Annotated in this window: 19 protein-coding genes; 8 read left to right on the forward strand and 11 right to left on the reverse strand. The window is 54.4% G+C overall.

Features of this window, described 5'->3' with window-relative positions; all coding sequences use genetic code 11:
- Positions 1-244: 244 nt before the first annotated feature.
- Positions 245-1411 (reverse strand): S1 RNA-binding domain-containing protein, encoded by a 1167-nt coding sequence (locus tag Q4551_RS13435; protein WP_303434372.1) that lies wholly within the window; start codon positions 1409-1411, stop codon positions 245-247.
- An 85-nt stretch (positions 1412-1496) separates the two neighbouring features.
- Positions 1497-1775 carry a peptidylprolyl isomerase gene (locus Q4551_RS13440; protein WP_303434374.1) on the reverse strand — a complete coding sequence of 93 codons (279 nt, stop codon included), beginning with the start codon at positions 1773-1775 and terminating at the stop codon, positions 1497-1499.
- Positions 1776-1879: 104 nt separating this feature from the next.
- Here Q4551_RS13440 and Q4551_RS13445 point away from each other — a divergent pair, with 104 nt between their 5' ends.
- Positions 1880-2272, forward strand: coding sequence for a DUF3301 domain-containing protein (locus Q4551_RS13445; protein ID WP_303434376.1), 393 nt, complete (start codon positions 1880-1882; stop codon positions 2270-2272).
- A 36-nt stretch (positions 2273-2308) separates the two neighbouring features.
- Here Q4551_RS13445 and Q4551_RS13450 read toward each other — a convergent pair whose 3' ends face one another.
- Together Q4551_RS13450 and Q4551_RS13455 are read right to left on the reverse strand one after the other, a co-directional pair.
- A complete protein-coding gene (locus tag Q4551_RS13450; protein WP_303434378.1) occupies positions 2309-3034 on the reverse strand; it encodes a GMP synthase in 726 nt (241 codons plus the stop codon).
- On the reverse strand, positions 3031-3285 hold the full coding sequence (locus Q4551_RS13455) for a DUF3820 family protein (RefSeq protein ID WP_303434380.1): 255 nt from the start codon (positions 3283-3285) through the stop codon (positions 3031-3033). Before Q4551_RS13455 ends, Q4551_RS13450 begins: the two co-directional genes overlap by 4 nt.
- Positions 3286-3665: 380 nt before the next feature.
- On the opposite strand from Q4551_RS13455, the gene Q4551_RS13460 reads away from it, so the two are divergent.
- The gene (locus tag Q4551_RS13460; protein ID WP_303434381.1) at positions 3666-6323 is read left to right on the forward strand and encodes a bifunctional diguanylate cyclase/phosphodiesterase; all 2658 of its coding nucleotides are present in this window, start codon (positions 3666-3668) and stop codon (positions 6321-6323) included.
- Positions 6324-6354: 31 nt separating this feature from the next.
- Here the strand turns inward: Q4551_RS13460 and Q4551_RS13465 are convergent, their stop codons facing one another.
- The gene (locus Q4551_RS13465; protein ID WP_303434383.1) at positions 6355-6636 is read right to left on the reverse strand and encodes a pyrimidine/purine nucleoside phosphorylase; all 282 of its coding nucleotides are present in this window, start codon (positions 6634-6636) and stop codon (positions 6355-6357) included.
- A 288-nt stretch (positions 6637-6924) separates the two neighbouring features.
- On the opposite strand from Q4551_RS13465, the gene Q4551_RS13470 reads away from it, so the two are divergent.
- Entirely contained in the window at positions 6925-8772 is a 1848-nt protein-coding gene (locus Q4551_RS13470) for a DEAD/DEAH box helicase (protein ID WP_303434385.1), read from the forward strand.
- A gap of 117 nt (positions 8773-8889) precedes the next feature.
- Here Q4551_RS13470 and Q4551_RS13475 read toward each other — a convergent pair whose 3' ends face one another.
- Positions 8890-10296 carry an SLC13 family permease gene (locus Q4551_RS13475; protein WP_303434387.1) on the reverse strand — a complete coding sequence of 469 codons (1407 nt, stop codon included), beginning with the start codon at positions 10294-10296 and terminating at the stop codon, positions 8890-8892.
- Positions 10297-10423: 127 nt separating this feature from the next.
- On the opposite strand from Q4551_RS13475, the gene Q4551_RS13480 reads away from it, so the two are divergent.
- A complete protein-coding gene (locus Q4551_RS13480) occupies positions 10424-11281 on the forward strand; it encodes a helix-turn-helix domain-containing protein (RefSeq protein WP_303434388.1) in 858 nt (285 codons plus the stop codon).
- 200 nt (positions 11282-11481) lie between these two features.
- Positions 11482-12492, forward strand: coding sequence for an adenosine deaminase (locus Q4551_RS13485; RefSeq protein WP_303434389.1), 1011 nt, complete (start codon positions 11482-11484; stop codon positions 12490-12492).
- Between the two features lie 24 nt (positions 12493-12516).
- Here Q4551_RS13485 and Q4551_RS13490 read toward each other — a convergent pair whose 3' ends face one another.
- Together Q4551_RS13490 and Q4551_RS13495 are read right to left on the reverse strand one after the other, a co-directional pair.
- Entirely contained in the window at positions 12517-12996 is a 480-nt protein-coding gene (locus tag Q4551_RS13490) for a NifB/NifX family molybdenum-iron cluster-binding protein (RefSeq protein ID WP_303434390.1), read from the reverse strand.
- Positions 12997-13215: 219 nt separating this feature from the next.
- Positions 13216-13779, reverse strand: a complete 564-nt coding sequence (locus Q4551_RS13495; RefSeq protein WP_303434391.1) for a flavodoxin — start codon at positions 13777-13779, stop codon at positions 13216-13218.
- Positions 13780-14229: 450 nt separating this feature from the next.
- Between Q4551_RS13495 and Q4551_RS13500 the strand changes: the two genes are divergently transcribed.
- A complete protein-coding gene (locus Q4551_RS13500; protein WP_303434392.1) occupies positions 14230-14631 on the forward strand; it encodes a GFA family protein in 402 nt (133 codons plus the stop codon).
- Positions 14632-14688: 57 nt separating this feature from the next.
- On the opposite strand, the gene rimO is transcribed toward Q4551_RS13500, so the two are convergent.
- Positions 14689-16104 (reverse strand): 30S ribosomal protein S12 methylthiotransferase RimO, encoded by a 1416-nt coding sequence (gene rimO, locus Q4551_RS13505; RefSeq protein ID WP_303434393.1) that lies wholly within the window; start codon positions 16102-16104, stop codon positions 14689-14691.
- Between the two features lie 229 nt (positions 16105-16333).
- Between rimO and Q4551_RS13510 the strand changes: the two genes are divergently transcribed.
- Positions 16334-16888: a PspA/IM30 family protein gene (locus tag Q4551_RS13510; protein WP_303434394.1), complete on the forward strand. Its 555-nt coding sequence runs from the start codon at positions 16334-16336 to the stop codon at positions 16886-16888.
- Positions 16889-16927: 39 nt separating this feature from the next.
- Positions 16928-18115, forward strand: a complete 1188-nt coding sequence (locus Q4551_RS13515; protein WP_303434395.1) for a DUF3524 domain-containing protein — start codon at positions 16928-16930, stop codon at positions 18113-18115.
- Between the two features lie 52 nt (positions 18116-18167).
- Here Q4551_RS13515 and Q4551_RS13520 read toward each other — a convergent pair whose 3' ends face one another.
- Together Q4551_RS13520 and Q4551_RS13525 are read right to left on the reverse strand one after the other, a co-directional pair.
- Positions 18168-18755 carry a DUF2057 family protein gene (locus Q4551_RS13520; RefSeq protein ID WP_303434396.1) on the reverse strand — a complete coding sequence of 196 codons (588 nt, stop codon included), beginning with the start codon at positions 18753-18755 and terminating at the stop codon, positions 18168-18170.
- Positions 18756-19030: 275 nt separating this feature from the next.
- Positions 19031-19969, reverse strand: a complete 939-nt coding sequence (locus tag Q4551_RS13525; protein ID WP_303434397.1) for a porin — start codon at positions 19967-19969, stop codon at positions 19031-19033.
- Between the last annotated feature and the right edge of the window lie 24 nt (positions 19970-19993).

Genomic DNA, 19993 nt, shown 5'->3' on the forward strand with positions numbered 1-19993 from the left:
TCGCTGCATTCGTCGCCTTGCCCTGAACAACGGCAACACTCGCGCAGAGCCGTGCAGGATTAAATAGATGTCCCCATAAGGAGAGGCTCAGCCCATCATCAAAAATGAAACCTGCATCAGGCAATCAGGTTGTCAGCGCAGGTGCTGGCTTTTAATGGCACCACGCTGGTCGTGGTCGGTACAGGGCAGACGGCAGGGTTCCGCCAGCCGGAACAACCTGAGTCTTCCCTTCCTGCGCTGTCAATCAGTCTCTTTTTAATTTCATGGTCGAAGCCCGTGGCTTGCGGTTGCTGTGAAAGACTTTTTTCGCAGGTGGCGCTTTGGGCTTTTGTGTTTCTTCATCGCGGCTATTGGCATTGCCACTGGACCTGGAGTCGTTACTGCCAGCGGCTGACGTGTGTGGGCGTTGTTGGTCAGCACTGGCTTGTGCTTTGTGGCTGTTGGCGTTACCGGTATTTTGGTCTGGCGCTGTTTGTTGTGCTGGCTGCGGTTTGGCAGTGGGCTTGTAATGATGGCGTTTGGTAGCCGGTACGGCGATGGCGGTGCCGTCGCCATTTATGCAGATTTTATCTGGTTCGATCAGGATGCGGCGTTCTTTATACAGTTTGCCAATCGCCATTTTGAAGGCCCGTTTGCTGGTGCCAAAGTGCATCTCAATCAGTTCTGCCGGGCTGCGGTCGCTGATATGCAAGACGCCGCCTTTGTCTTTCAGCTTTTTCATGATGCGTTCTGCCAGGCCGTCGGCACGATGGTGGCCAATTCGTTCCAGGCTGATATCAACTTTGCCGTCTTCGCGGACTTTTCTGACGTATCCGTCGAGTTTCATGCCAATACGGACGGCTGTACGAATGTCGTCGTTGTGCAGCAGTCCCCACCATTGGTGATTGATAATGGCTTTGTAACCGAGATCGGTACGCTGGGCCAGCAATAGCTTGATGGCGTCTCCGGTTTTAAGCGGTGGCTCGGCATCTTTGTTGTAAATGGTGTTGGCGACGGCCTGATCCTTGATAAAACGATTCAGTTTGGCGCTACCAATCAGGCGTCCGGTGTTGTCTTCGGTAAGGTACACCACGTACGACTTGCCTTGCTCCATACGCTGTTGCTGCTCAGCAAAGGGCACAAACAGGTCTTTGGGCAGCCCCCAGTCGAGGAAGGCGCCGGTGTTGTTGATATCAATGGCTTCCAGGCAGGCAGCTTGCCCGAGCTGGATGCGCGGTCGTTGCATGGTCGCGATAATGCGATCTTCAGAATCGAGATACACAAACACCGTGAGTGAATCGCCAATCGCGGTACCTTCGGGGACCTGGCGGTTGGGTAATAACACCTTGCCACCAAAGCCGTCATCCAGGTACATCCCCTGGGGTTGTTGGTCGATCACGGTCAGGGTATGGAACAGTCCGGCTTGTAACATGGTGGTGTCTCAACAGTGCGAATACGAAGAATAAATAAAATAACAGGGGGCTGTTTGACAGCGCTGCTGGTTGGTGGCTTGCGGGTCAGTTGCGATAAATGGTTTCAATCAAATGAAAGCCGAATTTGGTTTTTACCGGGCCTTGAACCTTGAGTAATGGCCCTTTGAAAACCACATCGTCAAAGGCTTTGACCATATCACCCTTGTTGAATTCGCCGAGGCTGCCGCCATTTTTTTTGGATGGACACTGGGAAAACTTTTGCGCCAGGCGTGAGAAGTCAGCGCCTTTATCCAGTTGGGCCTTGAGTTTGTCGGCTTCTTCGCGGGTTTTTACCAGAATATGGCGGGCGCAGGCGCGAGGCATGGGTAACTCCAAAAATAACAGGACGATGACAGGGTGGTGTTGGCAGCCGCATAGAATAGCAGAAATCAGCTCGGACGGTGGGGATGGCTGGGATTTGAATACGATTGAATCGCTGGCACTTGCCGGGCACACTGGCGGCCGGTGGTAGGTACGACCTGAAACAAACGAGGTGTCTGACGGTGGGAATAACTCTGGATGGGCTGGTGGTTCTGCTTTTGCTGGCAATGATCTGGTGGGGCTGGGCGGTGCAGCAAAAAGTGCGCTTGCTGGCGCATAAACATGTCCGCCAGCGTTGCAAGGCCGACGGCGTGCAGTGGCTGGATGATACCCTGGTGCTGGAGAGTATGAAGCCTGTTGTCGATCGCAATCGCTTGCTGGTTTGGCAGCGCTGTTATGGTTTTGAATTCAGTTCAACCGGGGAGCACCGCTACACCGGTAAGGTGCATATGCGAGGCCTGACGTTGCAATCGATCGAGATGACGGCTTACCGAACCTGACGGGTTGGCTGGTGTTGATAAGCCGGATAGCCCGGATCAGGGACGGGTTGTTTGGTTGGTTAGAAAATCCAGCATCCATTGACCAACCAGGCGAGTGTCGGTGGGCTGTGTCAGCGTGGCCATGCCTGATTGAAAGCGGGATTCGCCGATGCACCGCTGGCGGCGGGGTAACAGGCGGCGCGTGTACTCTGCGGTAAATTCCGGGTGCCCTTGAAAAGCCAGTACCCGGTTGTCGATATAGAAGGCTGCGTTCGGGCAGAAGTGACAGCAGGCCAGTCGGGTGGCGCGAGCTGGCAGTTGTTCAACCTGATCACGGTGGCTGTAGATCAGCCGGAACTGTTCTGCCGAGTGGCAACTCCATTCCGGTTGCGTCATGACTTGGCTGCTACGAACACCAATCCCCCAGCCACGGTCGCTGCGGGCCGCAATGCCTCCAAGAGTATGAGCCAACAGCTGGTGGCCAAAACAGATGCCGATCAGGGGCTTGTGTGCGGCATACGCCTGCTGCACCCAGAGTGTCAGGGGAGCCAGCCAGTCAACCTCATCGTAGACGCCGGTTTTGGAACCGGTAATCAGAAAGGCGTCACACTCATCCAGCGTTGCGGGCAATTCTCCCCGGGTAACGCGGTAATAACGGAATTCCCAGTCTTGTGCGCTGTCGATAGCGCGAAAAAACCGTTCGAACATACGCCCGTAGGAATGGTAGTCGGCTACCAGGTCGGGGTACAGCTCATCCGTTTCGAGCAGGCCAAGCCGTATCAATGTCGTATTTCCTGTTGCGTGTTGGGTGTGGGCTGGACCGACTGCCGCAAAGGGGTCAGTAAGTCTTCCAGGCCGTTGATCCGGATTTCCAGTGCCAAAGCCATCAATCTGCCCAGTTCACCGTCGGGTAAGCCTTTGTTAACGAACCAGAGTAAATATTCTTCCGGTAAGTCCATCAGGACCCGGCCCTGATATTTGCCAAATGGCATGGTATTGGAAATCAGCCGAATCAGATCGGTTTTGTCGAACATGGTGCATCTTCTCGCTAGGTGGCGGACGATCTTGTTATGTGGGCGCTGTGTCAGGCCATATAAACAGTGCCTGGTGGTGTGGCTGTTATGTCGCTGTTACATAAATTAGCAAAGATAGCAGGGGTCTGGTAACCGTAATTGGCTGGTCGAGGCTGTTTTTTGATAGAACTCTTTATGCTGTTTAAGTAGGCGCATGTGGTTAATTTTGTTATATAACTGAATGCTGATCAGTCGTACAGTATATATTTTCAGTGGCTGAAAGACTGTTCTGTCAGGCGAACAGGTGAGTTCCTGATGGTCAGTGTACTGGCAATCAAATCACCAGATAGTATTTTTATGGATGGCAGCTCGCTCACTGAATTGCCAGCAGGAGAATAACAGTGGTCAGATATTTATCCGAATCCGCTCCAGCCGATTTGAACAAGGCGGGGGAGGAATACACCCGCCAGCGTCATCGTAATCGTCGTTTGTGCCAGACTGCCGAGCGTTGCGCCCGTGCGTTTGTTGCCAGTAAAGGAGACACGGTTCAGGGTGATCTGGAAAGCATGTTGTTTCTGGTGGCCGATGCCATTGAGGCTGCGGATGCCCTGTTGCTGGTGTTAATGCCGGGCGGTGGCCAGGATGGCCGTATCGAGGCGGTGGCAAGCCAGCAAGGTCCAGAACCGGTACGTGAGCGGCTGGCCGGGTTTTCGCTGGATGCCCTGATGTCGTCTGCCACAGAGCTGCCGGATATCTATCACTGTCAGGAGGTGCTGGCAGGTCAGTCGATGTCAGACTGGCAATACCTGTTGGGCGGCAAGCCGGGTCTGGTGTTGCCACTGATTAATCAGGGCAAGCTTAAAGCCGTGATGGCATTTGCGTTCGAGCTGGATGATCTGGTGCTGTCGAGGGAAGGCCGGTCGGCCTTGTTGACGCTGGCACATATGGCGGTGGTTTTTACGGATGTCGGGGTGCTGGATGCGGCGCTGCAATGCCAGTTGCAGCGAGTGGCAGAAAAAGAACAGTTGTCCGGCACCGGGAGTTGGGATTTTTACCCGGCGACCAAGCTGTTGCGGGTCTCGCCGCAGCTCAAACAGATTTTTGGATTACAGGAAAACGATGCCATTCATTTACCGTATCTGGCGCGTTGTCTGCACCCGGACGACCGGCAACGGGTTCTGGATCAGATTACCTCCAGCCTGGCTTTGGGGGAGGGTTACCAATTGGAATGCCGGCTGCTGCTGCCGGATGGTCGTCAGCGTCGTGTGCTGGTGCGATCCAATGTAGAGCGTCAGGTCAACGGTGAATTATGGCGTCATGGATTGATTCAGGAGGTTGGCTTGACCCGCCAGCTGGAGAATCAGTTGCCGCTGTATCACCATGTGATCGAACAAATGACCGAAGGGGTGATGGTGCTGTCCAGTGTCGGGCTGGTCGAATTTGTGAATCCGGCATTTTGTCGCATGACCGGCTACAGCGCCGAAACACTGGCCGGGCAGCACGTGAAAAACCATCATGTATCCCGCCATCCTCCAGCTTTTTATCGTCATGTCCTGATCCGTAGCTGTCGCTCTGGTAGCTGGGTTGGTGAGGTTCGTAGCCAGCATGTGTCGGGTGATCCGGTGACTTATCAGGTGCGGGTGACAGCCATACGTCAGGAGGGAGCATCGGTGCGTTATCTGGCGGTGTTGCTGCAAGGGGTTGTGACCGACCCGGCACCGGCGATGCCAGCGATCCGGCAGGGAAATTGTGATGCACTCACCGGTCTGCCTGATCGTAATCTGGCGTTGCAACGGATCGATGCGGCGATCGCAGTACTGATCGGGCAGCACCCGCAGAGTCTTCAGGTTGGTGTTGTGGTCATCAATATCGACGACTTCAAGCCGGTGAACGACAGCCTTGGCCATGTGTACGGTGATAAATTACTGAAAGCGTTTGGCCAGCGTTTGGTACGTTGTGGCCTGGAACACGGCAATCTGGCCCGGCTGGGCAGTGATGAGTTTTGTGTACTGATCCCGAACCTGTCTTGTGCCGATGATGCCACGGACGTGATTCAGCGTATCCGTCAGTTGAAGCAGCAATGCTACGACCTGGATGCCGGCTTTGAAGTTTATGTCAGTGTTTGCCTGGGGGTAGCCTTGTACCCACAACACGGCGACACCGCCTTGCAGCTATTGAACAATGCCGATACCGCCTTGCATGCTGCCAAGCGCAGTGGGCGTGATTCGGTGTGTTATTACCATAATGATATGACGCTGAGGGCTGCTGCCCGGCTGGAGCGGATCAACCAGTTGCGGGTGGCGTTGCAGGATGGCCAGGCGTTGCGACTGTTTTATCAACCCCAGGTGAACGCCACAACAGGGGCTCTGGTGGGGCTGGAGGCGCTGATTCGCTGGCAACACCCGCAAGAAGGCCTGTTGTTACCCGACCGGTTTTTGAGTCATGCCCATGATGCCGGGCTGATGCTGGAGGTTGACCGCTTTAGCCTGCAACAGGCCGCGCTGCAGATCTGGCAATGGCGGGATCAGGGACTGGCGGTGGTACCGGTGGCGGTTAATGTGTCGCAGCAAAGTTTTGTGGCGGGTAATTTGCTGGAGCACTTGCAATCCCTGGTTGAGCGATTTGACTTACAAGCCGGTGACGTCGAAATAGAATTGACGGAAGAAGCCTTGTTGGAGCCAACGCCACAGGTGTTGGCGTTGATTGCAGCCATCAACAGGTTGGGTATTGGCCTGGTGATTGATGATTTTGGTACCGGCTATTCATCGCTGGGTTACTTGCACCGGTTTCCCTTGCAGAAACTGAAAATCGATCGCAGTCTGGTGGCCGGGGTAGACAACGCTGGGGATAATCGGGTGATTGCCCGAACGATTGTTAGAATGGCACAAGAACTGAGTTTTGGGCTGGTGGCGGAAGGGGTTGAAAATGTCTATCAGGCGGATTTCCTGAGTCGCTCCGGCTGTGTGGTGCATCAGGGGTTCTGGTATGACCAGGCGCTGGATCCTGAAAGTATCGAAAGGATGTTGGTTGCGTTACCAACCGGGCCGCCATCTGAATAAATCGAACGGGTGACCCGGCAGGCCGACAGGGTTACTCGTAGGTGCAGAAGTAAGCGGTGTCGACCGCGATACGAACCTGGAATTTCTGGTTGGCCGCAATCGCAAAGGATTCACCCTGGGCAAAAGTCTGCCATTCTGATTCACCCGGCAACAGGGTTTCGATGGCGCCGGAAACGACAGTCATGACTTCGTTCTGGCTGGTGCCAAATTCGTATTCGCCCGGCAGCATGACGCCAACGGTGGCTGGCAGGGTGCTTGTTTGCAAGCCAATTGAGGCGACCTTGCCATCAAAATACTGGTTCACTTTCAGCATCAGGTTTACTCCGCAAATAAATGAGCCGGGAGTATAGCGAGTTGCCGCCGAAAGCAGAATAGCGTGTAAATCTTGTTACACAGGCAAGAAAGAGCAGGAAATTATTTTTTCTATCCTGTATAGTCCGCCACCCTTTCGACAAACAAACATGTCGGGCCAGGCCGAATGCAGATAGTTGATACCAGAGACCACCATCACTACCGATTGGTGCAGGAATCAGCTCACAGTTCAGACATTGTTCTGAAAGACACGGCCAACGCCCTGCCTCTGTACTGCTATAGGTAATATATGACCGATACGACACCCGCTGGTTTCGCCAGCCTGGGCCTGCCTTTTACTATCCTGCGTACCCTGGAAGAACTGGGCTACGAAGCACCATCACCGATTCAAGCCGCTGGTATTCCGCCTTTACTGGCTGGTCAAGACGTACTGGGTATGGCTCAGACCGGTACCGGTAAAACCGCCGCTTTTGCATTGCCATTGCTGGCACGTACCCAAGCCGACCATAAAACACCACAGGTACTGGTGCTGGCACCTACCCGTGAGCTGGCTCAGCAAGTCTCTGAAGCCATCAAGACTTACAGCCGCCATGTTGATGGCGTGAACGTCACCGCTATTTATGGCGGTACCGATTACGGTATGCAGTTGCGTGACCTGAAACGTGGCCCTCAGTGGGTTGTTGGTACGCCGGGTCGTGTAATGGACCACCTGCGTCGTGGCAGTCTGAACCTGGCCGATATCAAGGCTGTGGTACTGGACGAAGCCGATGAAATGCTGCGTATGGGCTTTATCGACGACGTTAACTGGATTCTGGAACACACACCACGCACCCGTCAGGTTGCCTTGTTCTCTGCGACCATGCCGAAAGAGATTCAGCGGGTTGCCGAAACGCACCTGAAAGATCCGGTACAGGTCAAGATCCAGAACAAAACCACCACCAACTCGAATATTTCCCAGCGTTACTGGTTTGTGAATGGCGCCCACAAGAACGATGCCTTGTTGCGCATCGCCGAAGTGGAAGACTTTGATGCCATGATGGTGTTTGTACGCACCAAACAGGCGACTGAAGAAGTGGCCGAATTCATGCAGCAACACGGTTTCCGTTGTGCACCGCTGAACGGCGATATTCCACAGCAATTGCGTGAAAAAGCGGTTGAGAAACTGAAAGCTGGCCGTCTGGATATGATTGTCGCGACGGATGTTGCCGCACGTGGTCTCGACGTTGAGCGTATTTCTCACGTAATCAACTACGATATTCCGCAAGACACGGAATCTTACGTTCACCGTATTGGCCGTACTGGCCGTGCCGGACGTGAAGGTGCCGCCATTGCTTTTGTTCGTGGTCGTGAAAAACGCATGTTGCGTGATATCGAACGTGCGACCCGTCAGCAAATTGAAGAAATGCAGCTGCCAACCGCAAAAGATGTTAATGCCAAACGTAAGTCACGTTTCCAGGAACGTATTATGGCGGCCATTAACCCAGAGAAAAATACCTTCTATCGTGAAATGGTTGAATCCCTGCAACAGGAACACGAAGTCGACCCACTGGATCTGGCTGCCGCACTGGCAAAACTGACGCAGGGCGACAAGCCGTTATTCCTGGACGAAAACGAAGACCTGCGTGCCCGTCGTGATACCCGCGAGCCGCGTGATCGTAACGACCGCAATGAACGCTCTCCGCGTCAACAGCGCGAACCCCGTAAAGCCGCACCTGATGTTCGTGCCAAGCCATTAAAAGGCAAGCCGGACGTGGATATGCAGCGCTTTTGGGTGGGTGTTGGTTACGACCATGGCCTCAAGCCTGGTAACCTGGTCGGTGCCATCGCCAACGAAGCGGATCTGGAAAGTGCCTTTATTGGTCATATCGAGATCTTCGAACAGTATTCTGTTGTTGATCTGCCCGATGGCATGCCAGAACCGGCCATGGCCGTTTTGCGCAAGGCACGGGTTTGTGGTCAGGCACTGGGGATTCGTCCTTACCGCTCTGAGCTGGCTCTGGCACCGTCCGGTGCAGCGCCGCGTCGTGGTCGTAACGACAATCGTCGTGGTGATGCACCGCGTCGTGACAGCCGTCGTCCGGAAGGTGCTGCCCGTAACAGCCGTCCACCACGCAAGAGCAACAGCAGTCAGGGTTAATCAGCCCTGGGTTGATAGCGCCATATTGACTGCTATTGGCTGATCATAAAAAACCGGATGCCGCGAGGCCTCCGGTTTTTTGCGTTCAGGGGGGGAGTGTGTTGCTGGCAGCAGAGCCTATAACGGCTCAAACATGCCCAGAAAATCCCACCAGAAATAATCCAGCGGTATCAATATCAGCAGACTCGCCAGTGACAGCGGCAGCTGTACCTTGAGAATGCGACCGACCGACTCCCCGGTCATGCCAACGGTCAGCAATAATGGCCCCGACTGATAGGGGAACATAATGCTGGAATAGCCCAATACCTGAGTCATCAATACCGTCTCCAGCGCAAAGCCGGACGAATCCGCCAGATGCTGAGCCATCGGTGCCAGCATGGCCGGAGTACCGGCCTGTGTGGTTGGCAGGGTAGACAGAAACGCCGTGGCAGCCAGGGATAAATAGTTACGGAAATGCTCGCCGGGGACCATGGGCATGGCGTATTCCAGTTGTTGCCCAAGCCACTGTCCCAGTCCGCTGCTGTTGATCAGCGCCCCGATGCCAAGTATCCCGGCAATAAATACCAGCATGGTAACGTTCATATTGAATTTCTCGGCATCCACCAGGCCGATGCGAGGCAGCAGCAGAATAATGGCCGCGGCCAACCCAACCCAGGCAGGATTCACACCGTGCCAGCTATCGGTCAGCCAAAAGCCCAGCGCAATGGTGATAATCGCCAGCATATGCCGCTGTGCTCCGGTCAACGGCGCTTGGTCTGACGGGGATGTGCGGGCAGAATGGCCTTGCGCCAAAATCAGATTCGATTCCCGTGCTGGATACGCCCAGAGAATAATCGCGATCAACAGGGCGGATTTGGCCACTCCCAGCACCGGAAAGTGCAACAGCAGAAAATCGGTAAAACCAAACTGGATACCGTACAGCGAATCGGCCGCGCCACTCAGTACCATATTGGGGATATTGGCCGGAAGAATGGAAACGGTCGGGATATGAGAGCCAATAGCCACCGCGATCAGAATGCCGGAGCGCCCAGGGCTGCCGGGCTGAAAGCCAAGCCGACTGGCCAGTGCCATGACAATCGGCAGCATCATGACCAGTCGCCCCATCGAGGACGGCATTAAAAAACCAAGCAGCAGGCTCATTATAACCAGGCCAATAATCAGTCGTTGATAACTGCCAGCCAGCAAGGTTTGCAGAACACGGGCGAGACGATCCCCCAGGCCGGTATTCTTGATGCCCATTCCGATAACGGTACCAGCAAAAATCAGCCACAGCGCGGTGGAGGCAAAGCCCGAGAACACATCAATCGGAGTGGCCAGATCACACAGAATCACCACCAGAAAAAAAATCAGCGCTGTCAGAAATTCTGGAATCACACTGGTCGACCAGAGCGGAATAATCAGCAGCACCAGCGCCAGAGTCTGATTCTGGGTGCTGTCAAGCGAGTCCAGCGGGGAGAGCAGTACAAAGGTTGCCAGCCCTGCCATAACCAGTAAAAACAAATATTTGGGATGTTTGAGTAACACCGGATGTTGCTCCATTTATTGCGTCTATTACATCTGTCGGTACTGATACCGGTACCGAGAGTAGGTGTTGCGAATACGGCGACTATTGTGTCACGCTTTGTTTGTGTAAAAAGACGACAGAACGCCAATGAATATCGAAATTACGCCAGGATTGGCCCATCATCAGCTGGCTGAGTCATCGCCCCCTGATACGCGGTGTCTGGTGGAAGGGTTTGGCCGACAAATGAGCAGCTGCCTCGACCCACAGCGGCCGGTGCTGTATCTGGATGAAGACCTGCCATCCGGCTCGTTACGATTGCCGCATGAACATGTGCGGGGGCAACTGGCCTGGGCCGCCACCGGCGTCTTGCGGGTTAATACCGACGCCGGTAGCTGGCTGGTACCACCGAGTCATGCGGTCTGGATTACGGGTGGCTTGCGCCATGAAATTCTGGTGGTCAGCCCGGCTTCCATCCGGTATTTGTTTGTCGACCCTTCGGTGTGTGAGCGTTTGCCGGATGTCTGTCAGGTGATGTCGGTGACGCCGCTGTTACGTGAACTGATTCTGAGGCTTCTGACGTTTGACTTGTCGGTACCGGCACAAGGCAAACCGGCCCGCCTGATTCAGGTGTTGCTGGACGAACTGGCTGGTCTGGAAACGTCACCGTTACACCTGCCTGTTGGCCAGGACAGACGTCTGCTGGCAGTGATGAACATCCTGATCAACAACCCGGCTGACAGTCGTTCATTACCGCAATTGGCCGCCGTTGCCGGGGCCAGTCCCCGTACCCTGGAACGCCTGTTTCGCAGTGAAGCGGGGCTGAGTTTTCGCCAGTGGCGGGCACGCTTGCGACTGATGGAAGCGGTGCAACGACTGGGTAAAGGTGAGAGCAGTGCAGCCATTGCACTGTCGTTGGGTTATGCCAGCAGCAGCGCATTTGTGGCCGCTTTCCGGCGTTATTTTGGGCAGCCGCCCCAACGCTTTGCCCATCAGGGCGGTGCCTGAGTATTCTGCCTGTATAACGATAGTGATGCTGGCCAAAGTACTGACCGACTGGTCAACAAACTGGACGATCCTGTCTTTCTGGCAGATTCCTCGACTGACCGACTGGTTCTGTTACGCCGGGCACGAGACAATAACCGGCTTGATGGTCGCGTCTTTTTAGGCGATTGTTTTTTTGTAATTGAGGCAACCGACAGAGCAACATGACTGATTTCAATCAATGGCTGTGCGCCATGCCAAAAGCAGAACTCCATTTGCACATCGACGGTAGCCTGCAGGCCAGCCGCCTGCTGCAGTTAGCCGCCAAAAACGGAGTGGCGATTCCTTACGACAGCGTGGCGTCGGTCGAGGCTGCTTATAACTTTCAGGATCTGCAAAGCTTTCTGGATTTGTATTACCTCGGCGCTTCGGTTCTGCGTGATGAGGAAGACTTTTACCACCTGATGAAGGACTACCTGGATAAGTGCCGTGAGCAGCATATTGTTCATACCGAGATCATGGTAGAGCCTCAGACCTACCTGCCTTATGGCGTGGCGGTTGAAACCGTATTAAACGGCTTTCGGGCAGCGATTCAGGATGCCAAGGCAGAGTGGGGCCAGTCGGCGCTGATGATTCTGAGCCTGCTGCGCCATCTGAGTGAAGAGGAAGGCCTGGCCATGCTGGAAAGCGTAAAGCCGTATCGCGATGATTTTGTCGCCATCGGCCTGGCCAGTGCCGAGCAAGGCAATCCACCGGAAAAATTTGCCCGCCTGTATCAGGCCGCCAAAGATCAAGGCTATCAGCTGATTGCCCATGCCGGAGAAGAAGGGCCGCCGGAATATATCTGGGGAGCGCTGGATATACTGAAAGTGGATCGTGTGGATCATGGTGTGCGCAGTGTGGAAGACGCTGCCCTGGTACAACGCTTGGTTGACGAGCAGGTGCCGCTGACAGTATGCCCATTATCTAACGTGCGTTTGAGGGTGTTCGACACCATGGCTGACCACAATATTCTGGCCATGCTGGAGCAGGGCCTGTGTGTGACGGTAAATTCGGATGATCCCACGTATTTTGGTGGCTTTATCAATGAAAATTTCACCGCACTGGCCGACGACCTGGGTATGACCAAGGCGCAAGCCGTGCAACTGGCGGCGAACAGCTTCCGGGCCAGTTTTCTGAGTGAAACCGACAAGCAGGCATTTGAGCAGCAGTTGCAGCAGTACGCCGCTGGCTAATGCTGCAATAAGGCGGGGGGTGGTTTAGCCGTCCCAGCCTTCGTCATCCATATCATCAAAGCGGCTATCGGTTTTGTTCTGGGATTTGTCTTTGATGATCTTGGCCAGCCAGAACTCTGGCGTGCCGTTTAACTGCTGCTGGATATCGGCAATCAGATCTTCCACATCCGGCCCACCACTGACCTTGATCGGGTTGATTCCCAGCGCGATCAGTTGTCGGGAGGCTGACCCGCCAATCGAACCACAGTAAACAACGTCGGCTCCGACCAACCAGGACAGCTTGGGCTTCAATTTGTCTTCGTTACCATCTTTCTTTTCGTAGCCAAAGGATTGGCTGGCCAGCAGTTCGGCCGAGTCCGCGTTTACCGCAAACAGATAAAACGCCTGGGCCGAGCCAAAGTGTTGATCAACCATATCGCCATCCATCGAGGCGAAGGCAACCAGTATGGATTGGGGGTCCGCTGGTACGTCGGCGACACAGGCGACACTTGTCAATTCGTTCATACTCTCTCCGCTGCTGAAGGCTCAATCATACTGGGGCTCTGCTGACAGAAGCTGCAAGCAGCAGGCCATAAGGCGGAGCGACAGAGGAATATTTATTCTAATAAAATCAAAAGGTTATTATTTAAAGAACGAGCATTGAGGCGGTGATGTATGGCAGCGGACAGGTTTTTGTCGGCTTTGCGACAAAAGCCTGTCCGCCAGGCAGCTCACGAAAACGACTCAGGCAAGAGCGGTGTTGTGCTCCAGAGCGGCCTGGAGTTCCGGTTTGATCTGGCTGATCCAGCCTCGCATGCGTTGTTCGGTTTCCAGCCCCTGATTTTTATTGTCGAGGGCGAGGCCGACAAAGCGGTTATCGATGACGGCTCTGGAATGCGAATAAAGGTAGCCATCGGTACTCCAGCTACCAATGATGTTGGCACCCAGGCCCTTGAACAGGCTGTATAACTCAAACATGGCATCGCAATAACGATCGCCGTATTTGACCTGGTTACCCAACCCATAAATCGCGACCGTTTTACCGCTGAAATCGGCCCCTTCCAGTTGTGGCAAAAAATCCAGCCAGCTGCCACTGCGGATATTGGTGGCGGTGCCAGGCAATTGCCCTTCAGCATAAGTCGCTGTGCCGATAATCAGGGCTGGATATTGCAGCAGGTCGTCGAGGCTGGCCCGGTTGATGTTCAACGGCTTGGCCGCGAGTTCATCGCCCAGTAATTTGGCCATTTTTTTCCCGATCAGGCGGGTTGTACCGGTGTCCGTACCAAAAAAGATGCCTACTTGATTCATAGCTGAATGCCTCTGCTGGATGCGTGGATGACATGGCACCTGCAAGATAAAAACCAGAACAAGGATAACCACCGATTGTGCCTGCAGGGCTGGCAGGCTGTGGCCTGGCGCTGTCGCGACCGGCATGCTGGTGAACTCGGAGCAGGCCAGTCATGTACGCTAGCCGACTCGAATATGTATTGAATATAACAATGTCGCAGTTCAGTAACCCGGGCATGTATCCATGGGCACGGATGGCAGGTGTGCGGATGGCAGGGGCAGGTTGCGTTATTTCAACAAAGGAAGGTTTATAAACAGAAAACGTCTGGTTGTTACTCCAGAGTTCAAACACAAAGTGTATCCTTGCTGAGGGATCAAAGGGGATACCATTACCGAAGCCTGCCCAGCGGCAGGCGTTAACTGTTTTCCCTGCTAACCATAACCATAACCATAACCATGGAAGGAGTGCTGATGACGAATTATTCGGGTTCGTGCCTGTGTGGCGCTGTGAGTTTTACCATAACCGGTGAGTTTGATCGTTTTTACTTGTGTCATTGCCAGCACTGCCAAAAAGACACAGGGTCGGCTTATGCGGCCAATCTGTTTTCTTATACCGCTGAATTGGTCTGGCAGTCGGGAGCCGAGGCTGTGACCTCTTTTACGCTTCCTGGCACTCGCCATAACAAGAGTTTTTGTCAGCGTTGTGGTTCCGCATTACCCTGCACTCAGAGCGCAGGTTTGCTTGTTGTTCCAGCAGGGTGTCTGGACACGGACATCACCATGTTACCAACCGCGCATCTCTTTTTATCCAGCAAAGCGACCTGGGAAGAGGGCTTGGAGGAGGTGGCGAAGTTCGATGGGCTGCCCGATTGAACTAACGAGCCGCCGTGAGGACGCAGCGGCTCGTTGTTATGACGCTGGGAGCCAGGCTCAGTCATCGATCCGGCTTTGTGGTGCTTCCATAACGGGTGAGCCCCACAAGTCGTATTCATCGGCGTGTTCGATTTCCACGTCGATGATATCGCCGGGTTCGCACTCATGGAATTCGTTCAGGTACACCATGCCGTCGATATTGGGGGCGTCGCCCATGGTGCGGCCAACGGCCCCTTCGTCGTCGATCTCATCAATAATAACCGGCATTCGCTGACCAATCTTGCGGGCCAGCTTGCGGGTGCTGATAACTTGCTGGGTTTGCATAAAACGGTCGAAGCGTTGTTGCTGGATTTCGGGGTCAACGTGGTCGGGCAGGTCGTTGGCTTTGGCACCGTCGACCGGGCTGTATTTGAAACAACCGACGCGGTCGAGTTCGGCTTCTTCGAGCCAGTCGAGCAGCAGCTGGAAGTCTTCTTCAGTTTCACCGGGAAAACCCACCACAAAGGTGGAGCGGATCACCAGTTCAGGGACAATCGAACGCCATTTTTTGATCCGTTCCAGGGTGTTCTCAGCGTGAGCCGGCCGTTTCATCAGTTTCAGAATACGTGGGCTGGCGTGCTGGAACGGAATATCCAGGTACGGCAGGATTTTGCCTTCGGCCATCAGCGGCAGTACGTCATCAACGCTGGGGTAGGGGTAAACATAGTGCAGGCGTACCCAGGCACCTAGATTGCCGAGTTCGTTACACAGGTCGAACAGTCGGGTTTTAACCGGTTTGCCGTTCCAGAAATCGGTGCGGTATTTACGGTCAACGCCATAAGCGGAGGTGTCTTGTGAAATCACCAGGATTTCACGGGTACCGGCTTCGACCAGGCGTTTGGCTTCGTCCAGTACGTCTCCAATCGGGCGGGAGACGTGTTTGCCGCGCATGTCGGGAATAATGCAGAAAGTACAGCTGTGGTTGCAGCCTTCAGATATTTTCAGGTACGAGTAGTGACGCGGGGTCAGCTTGACGCCTTGCGGTGGCAGCAGGTCGGTAAAGGGGTCGTGTTCCTTGCTGACCGGTGGCACCCACTCGTGGACGGCGGTCATGACTTCTTCGTAGGCCTGGGGGCCGGTGATGGCGAGAATATTCGGGTTTTGTTCGCGGATGGTCTCGGCGTCTTTGCCCTTGCCCATACAGCCAGTCACGATCACCTTGCCGTTTTCGGCCATGGCTTCGCGGATGGCTTCCAGTGATTCCTGTTTGGCGTCGTCGATAAAACCGCAGGTATTGACTACCACCACGTCGGCATCGTCGTAGCTGTTGACCACATCGTAGTTATCTATGCGCAGTTGCGTCAGAATGCGTTCGGAGTCGACCAGCGCCTTCGGGCAGCCAAGGCTTACAAAGCCTACTTTGCCGCTGCGGCCAGCCGTCCCTGAGCCGGTAGACGGGGTGACGGAAGGAGTTGTGTCGGAGTGGTCTGTCATGCGTCGTCTCTGTAAGCCGAAGGAAAAAGTAAGCCTGCGACACCGTTCGGGTAGAACAAGTATCACGACGGGCTCTGATTCAAAAAAGTGCGTCAGTTTACCTGACTGCAGCGCTCTCGTCATGGCAGTCTGCAACCGCGCTGAGGCTCTGCTATTGTCCGCGGCGGCGGTTGTCAGAAATATGGTCAAGGGTGTGCAGGCGATGTGTTACGCAAAGAGGGAACAGGAAATGAGTGTAGAGGTGGATGCAGGACGCGGGGCCGGGCGAGGTGTGGTGGGCGGACTGTTGCTGTGGGTATCGCTGGTGCAGCCGTTATGGGCTGGCGAGTATTATATCTGCACGGACGCGGCGGGTAAAAAGCTGTTTTCGCAAATGCCTTGCCTGGATCATTACCCATCGGAACAAGCACAATCGTATGAAGTACCGGCGAATACCGGGGCGTTGTTGTCACCGGATGCTGCCAGTGCCGGGGATCGTCAGATCAGTGATGATAATCCAGGGCTTAAAAACCTGACTGCCAATAATCGGCGTCTGGTATTGCAGCGTCAGCTGGCCCAGGCTCAAAAAAGGTTGTCGCAGCTGTCACAGCAACAAACGCAGGCGTTGGCGGCATTGCAGCAAACCCGCGATGGCATTGCTGGTACCAATGCTGCTAATCGTCGCCAGCAACTGGATGATCAGATTAACGCACAAACAGAGCAATATGAGTCGCAACGACAGGCGTTAACCCAGCGTATTGAGGCGTATCAATCAGAGTTGAATCAATTGTCGAGCGAGCGTTGAGCGAATGTTGCACCAGACACAGTGGCTAGGTGAGTGAGTATGTCTGCAGCCCCGAAAATACTGTTGTTGTCGGCGTATCGTTCGGACAGTCATGGTTACTGGGCCGACTGGTTACAGGAGGAGCTGGATGCCGACTGGCGGGTACTGGAACTGCCCGGACGCTATTTTCGCTGGCGTATCCGCGGCAATCCCTTGTCGTGGCTGGATGAACTGGCTCAGTTACTGACAGCGTGGCAACCCGATCGGATTTTAGCCACCAGCATGGTGGACCTGGCGACGCTCAAGGGGTTGTTTCCAGCGTTGGCCGGTGTGCCCTGCAGCTATTATTTCCATGAGAACCAGTTTGCGTACCCGGTGGCGAGTGGGCAGCACAGCTCCATTGATCCCTTGATGGTACAGCTGTATGGCGCGTTGGCGGCGGATGAACTGCTGTTTAACTCCCGTTTTAATCAGCAGAGTTTTCTTGATGGTGTGGATGCACTGTTGCAGCGTCTGCCGGATCATTTGCCCGAAAATATTGCTATCCGGCTGGAGAAAAAATGCCGTTGGTTGCCAGTGCCTGTGGTGGTTCCGGAGCCAACTGAGAATGCTCAAAACAATATTATACCGTTATCTTCTACAGCGGAGGCGGGTGCCAATGCCGATGTCACTGCAGTCCCGCGGAGTACACCATTGCTGCTTTGGAATCATCGCTGGGAATACGATAAGCAGCCGGAAGATTTTCTGCAGTTGCTGACTGTTTTGAAGGGGCAGGGTATCGCTTTTCGTTTGGCCTTGCTGGGGCCTCGGCCGTCACGGGTGCCGGCGGCGCTGACGGCTATTCGGCAACAGTTTGCCGAGGCCATTGTGGTGGATGGTCGGGTCAGTCGGGAAGCGTATATTGGCTGGTTAATCCAGGCGGATGTGGTGGTCAGTACTGCTATACATGAGTTTCAGGGCGTGTCGGTACTGGAGGCTGCTGCGATGGGAGCTATCCCCTTGGTGCCGGATGCGTTGTGTTATCGCGAGCAGTATCCGGCAATGTGTCGGTATCCACCTGGCGATATGGTGGCTGCCGGACGTTGTCTGGTCGGGCTGTTGGGTCAACCCAGGCCTGAGTTGCTGTTGCGGCCATGGTTGGCCAATGATCCAGAGTATCGGGTCTGTCAGCCGGATACGGTCGCGACAGTATTGGCCAGTGAAGGCTGGCAGCAGTGGTTGCTTAACCAGAGTATTGATGGGCAGTAAGCGCATAAACGCAGCAACTCTCCTAATCGGTGGGGAGTTGCCTTGCGGGATGTTATTGCTGCTGCTGTAACCACTGCTGGAAGGCGGCCTTGTCATTGTCGCTACTGGCGGCCCAGATATCCTGTAGCTGTTCCAATCGGGTGACACCGCCCTGAATGCTGTCGGCTGCGACGTAGGTGACATTATCTTTCTGCTTGATAACCGGCTGGCCGGTGATTTTGTGATTATCACCAATCAGCCAGATCGGAGAGCTGCTTTGTAATTCTTCGGCCTGGTCTCGGTCCCTGACTGGGGCATGGGTCAAAACATAGCGTTGGCTGGCACGAAAATCACTGTCGATGGCAACCGGTTGCCAGCGAATCAGATAGCCGGATTCGTCAGGCGTATTCCAGTTTTCTTCGTACTGCACCACGATGCGCTGGCTGCCTTCGGTGAGCAACAGTCGGTATTGGCCGGTGTAGAGGTTGGGTGAGTCGACATTCTGACCATTGATTGCCAGTACTCGCAGGGTTGACGGCACAATGACCTCGACATCGCCCTGGCCCAGGGTAGGGAGGTCGTTCGACGGCTGCACGGAGGAGACCGAGCAGGCCCAGAGCAGGGAGGTCATGGCAACGAATATGGCTTGCAGAATTTTCATTAGTACACAATCTTCAGTAGCAGGTATTGGGTAGTGTCTGGTAATGCCTTTGGGTGGAGTCTTCTGACCGTATACCGGTGAGGTACTGGATGGCGCTGGTATCGTGTCAGTATCAAAGACCAAAAAGCCCACTCAGCAGAGTGGGCTTATGGGGGCTACGATAGCTCATCAGATTGCGTCAGCCCATACCACACAGGTCTTAAGTGCTCTCCGTATCCGTGTTACTACCTGTACTACGACGGAGGGAGTATGGGCCGATGATTTCTGTTAGCGACTTAGAAGTCGTAGCGCACACCCAGCTCAGCCAGGGTTTTGGCATCGCCATGGTCGCGGACAGTATCCAGACGCTCAACCGACAGCCAGACTTGCATTTGCTTGTCGAGGGCGTTGACGTATTCCACTTTTTTGGAGGCCAGATCGCCGCTGTCATCACAGCTGTTCAGAGCGTAACGGGCGTGTACTTTATGGACACCCATTTTGTAAGCACCGTATACCGCGTTAGTGGCAGTTGCTTCACCTGAACAAATGTTGCTGGTGGTGAAGTCATAGTCACTTTGGGCGCGTTGGGTAAAGGCAGACAGTGTCAGCTGGTCTGCGGTGTACCAGACGCGAGCACCCAGCAGCATGCCTTCGTTGTCACCGGTCTTGTCTTTCAAAAGCGCAACCTGGCCTTTGAAATTGCCAGTCTTGTATTCGGCACCGGCTTGTAATGAGTCGATGTTGTTGCCGTCAGAGCTGTTGCCGGAACCGGTATTTTCGGTCTGGATACCAGCACCGACCGTCAGGCCACCGTTTTTGTAGTAGTAATGGGTCAGGCCGTCATCACGAATGCTGTACATACGCAGGCTGTCTGAACCATTGCTGAAATAAGCGCCACGAACAAATTTGTGCCATACCGTGGTTTGTGAACCGTGGTACAACTCACCAAACTTGCCTTTGATACCGACGTAACCCAGACGCAGGCTCAGGCCTTCTTTTTGGTGGTAGTGGTCAACTTCGTATTCCAGCTGGGCAACAGCGGTCAGGCCGTGGTCCAGCTTTTTGCTGCTTTTGATACCAATACGAGACAGTTCGTCATCACTGCCGATGGCTTTGTCGTCTTTATTCAGGGCAATCCGGAGAGAACCGTAAAAATCCACGTTGGCTTCTGCGGCGAAGGCAGCGGTGGTCATCAGGCTCAGGGAAATGGCTGTTGCGATCCTGGTCAGTTTCATTGTTTCACTCTCATTATTGTTATT

It is taken from the genome of Oceanobacter sp. 5_MG-2023 (assembly GCF_030548165.1).
GTDB lineage: Bacteria > Pseudomonadota > Gammaproteobacteria > Pseudomonadales > Oceanobacteraceae > Oceanobacter.

Coding starts and splice junctions, on each gene's coding strand:
- Q4551_RS13490 (WP_303434390.1), bottom strand. CDS start 12,996: ATGAACGAATTGACAAGTGTCGCCTGTGTCGCCGACGTACCAGCGGAC.
- Q4551_RS13470 (WP_303434385.1), top strand. CDS start 6,925: ATGACCGATACGACACCCGCTGGTTTCGCCAGCCTGGGCCTGCCTTTT.
- Q4551_RS13485 (WP_303434389.1), top strand. CDS start 11,482: ATGACTGATTTCAATCAATGGCTGTGCGCCATGCCAAAAGCAGAACTC.
- Q4551_RS13465 (WP_303434383.1), bottom strand. CDS start 6,636: ATGCTGAAAGTGAACCAGTATTTTGATGGCAAGGTCGCCTCAATTGGC.
- Q4551_RS13520 (WP_303434396.1), bottom strand. CDS start 18,755: ATGAAAATTCTGCAAGCCATATTCGTTGCCATGACCTCCCTGCTCTGG.
- Q4551_RS13435 (WP_303434372.1), bottom strand. CDS start 1,411: ATGTTACAAGCCGGACTGTTCCATACCCTGACCGTGATCGACCAACAA.
- Q4551_RS13500 (WP_303434392.1), top strand. CDS start 14,230: ATGACGAATTATTCGGGTTCGTGCCTGTGTGGCGCTGTGAGTTTTACC.
- Q4551_RS13440 (WP_303434374.1), bottom strand. CDS start 1,775: ATGCCTCGCGCCTGCGCCCGCCATATTCTGGTAAAAACCCGCGAAGAA.
- rimO (WP_303434393.1), bottom strand. CDS start 16,104: ATGACAGACCACTCCGACACAACTCCTTCCGTCACCCCGTCTACCGGC.
- Q4551_RS13455 (WP_303434380.1), bottom strand. CDS start 3,285: ATGTTCGACAAAACCGATCTGATTCGGCTGATTTCCAATACCATGCCA.
- Q4551_RS13480 (WP_303434388.1), top strand. CDS start 10,424: ATGAATATCGAAATTACGCCAGGATTGGCCCATCATCAGCTGGCTGAG.
- Q4551_RS13525 (WP_303434397.1), bottom strand. CDS start 19,969: ATGAAACTGACCAGGATCGCAACAGCCATTTCCCTGAGCCTGATGACC.
- Q4551_RS13515 (WP_303434395.1), top strand. CDS start 16,928: ATGTCTGCAGCCCCGAAAATACTGTTGTTGTCGGCGTATCGTTCGGAC.
- Q4551_RS13510 (WP_303434394.1), top strand. CDS start 16,334: ATGAGTGTAGAGGTGGATGCAGGACGCGGGGCCGGGCGAGGTGTGGTG.
- Q4551_RS13495 (WP_303434391.1), bottom strand. CDS start 13,779: ATGAATCAAGTAGGCATCTTTTTTGGTACGGACACCGGTACAACCCGC.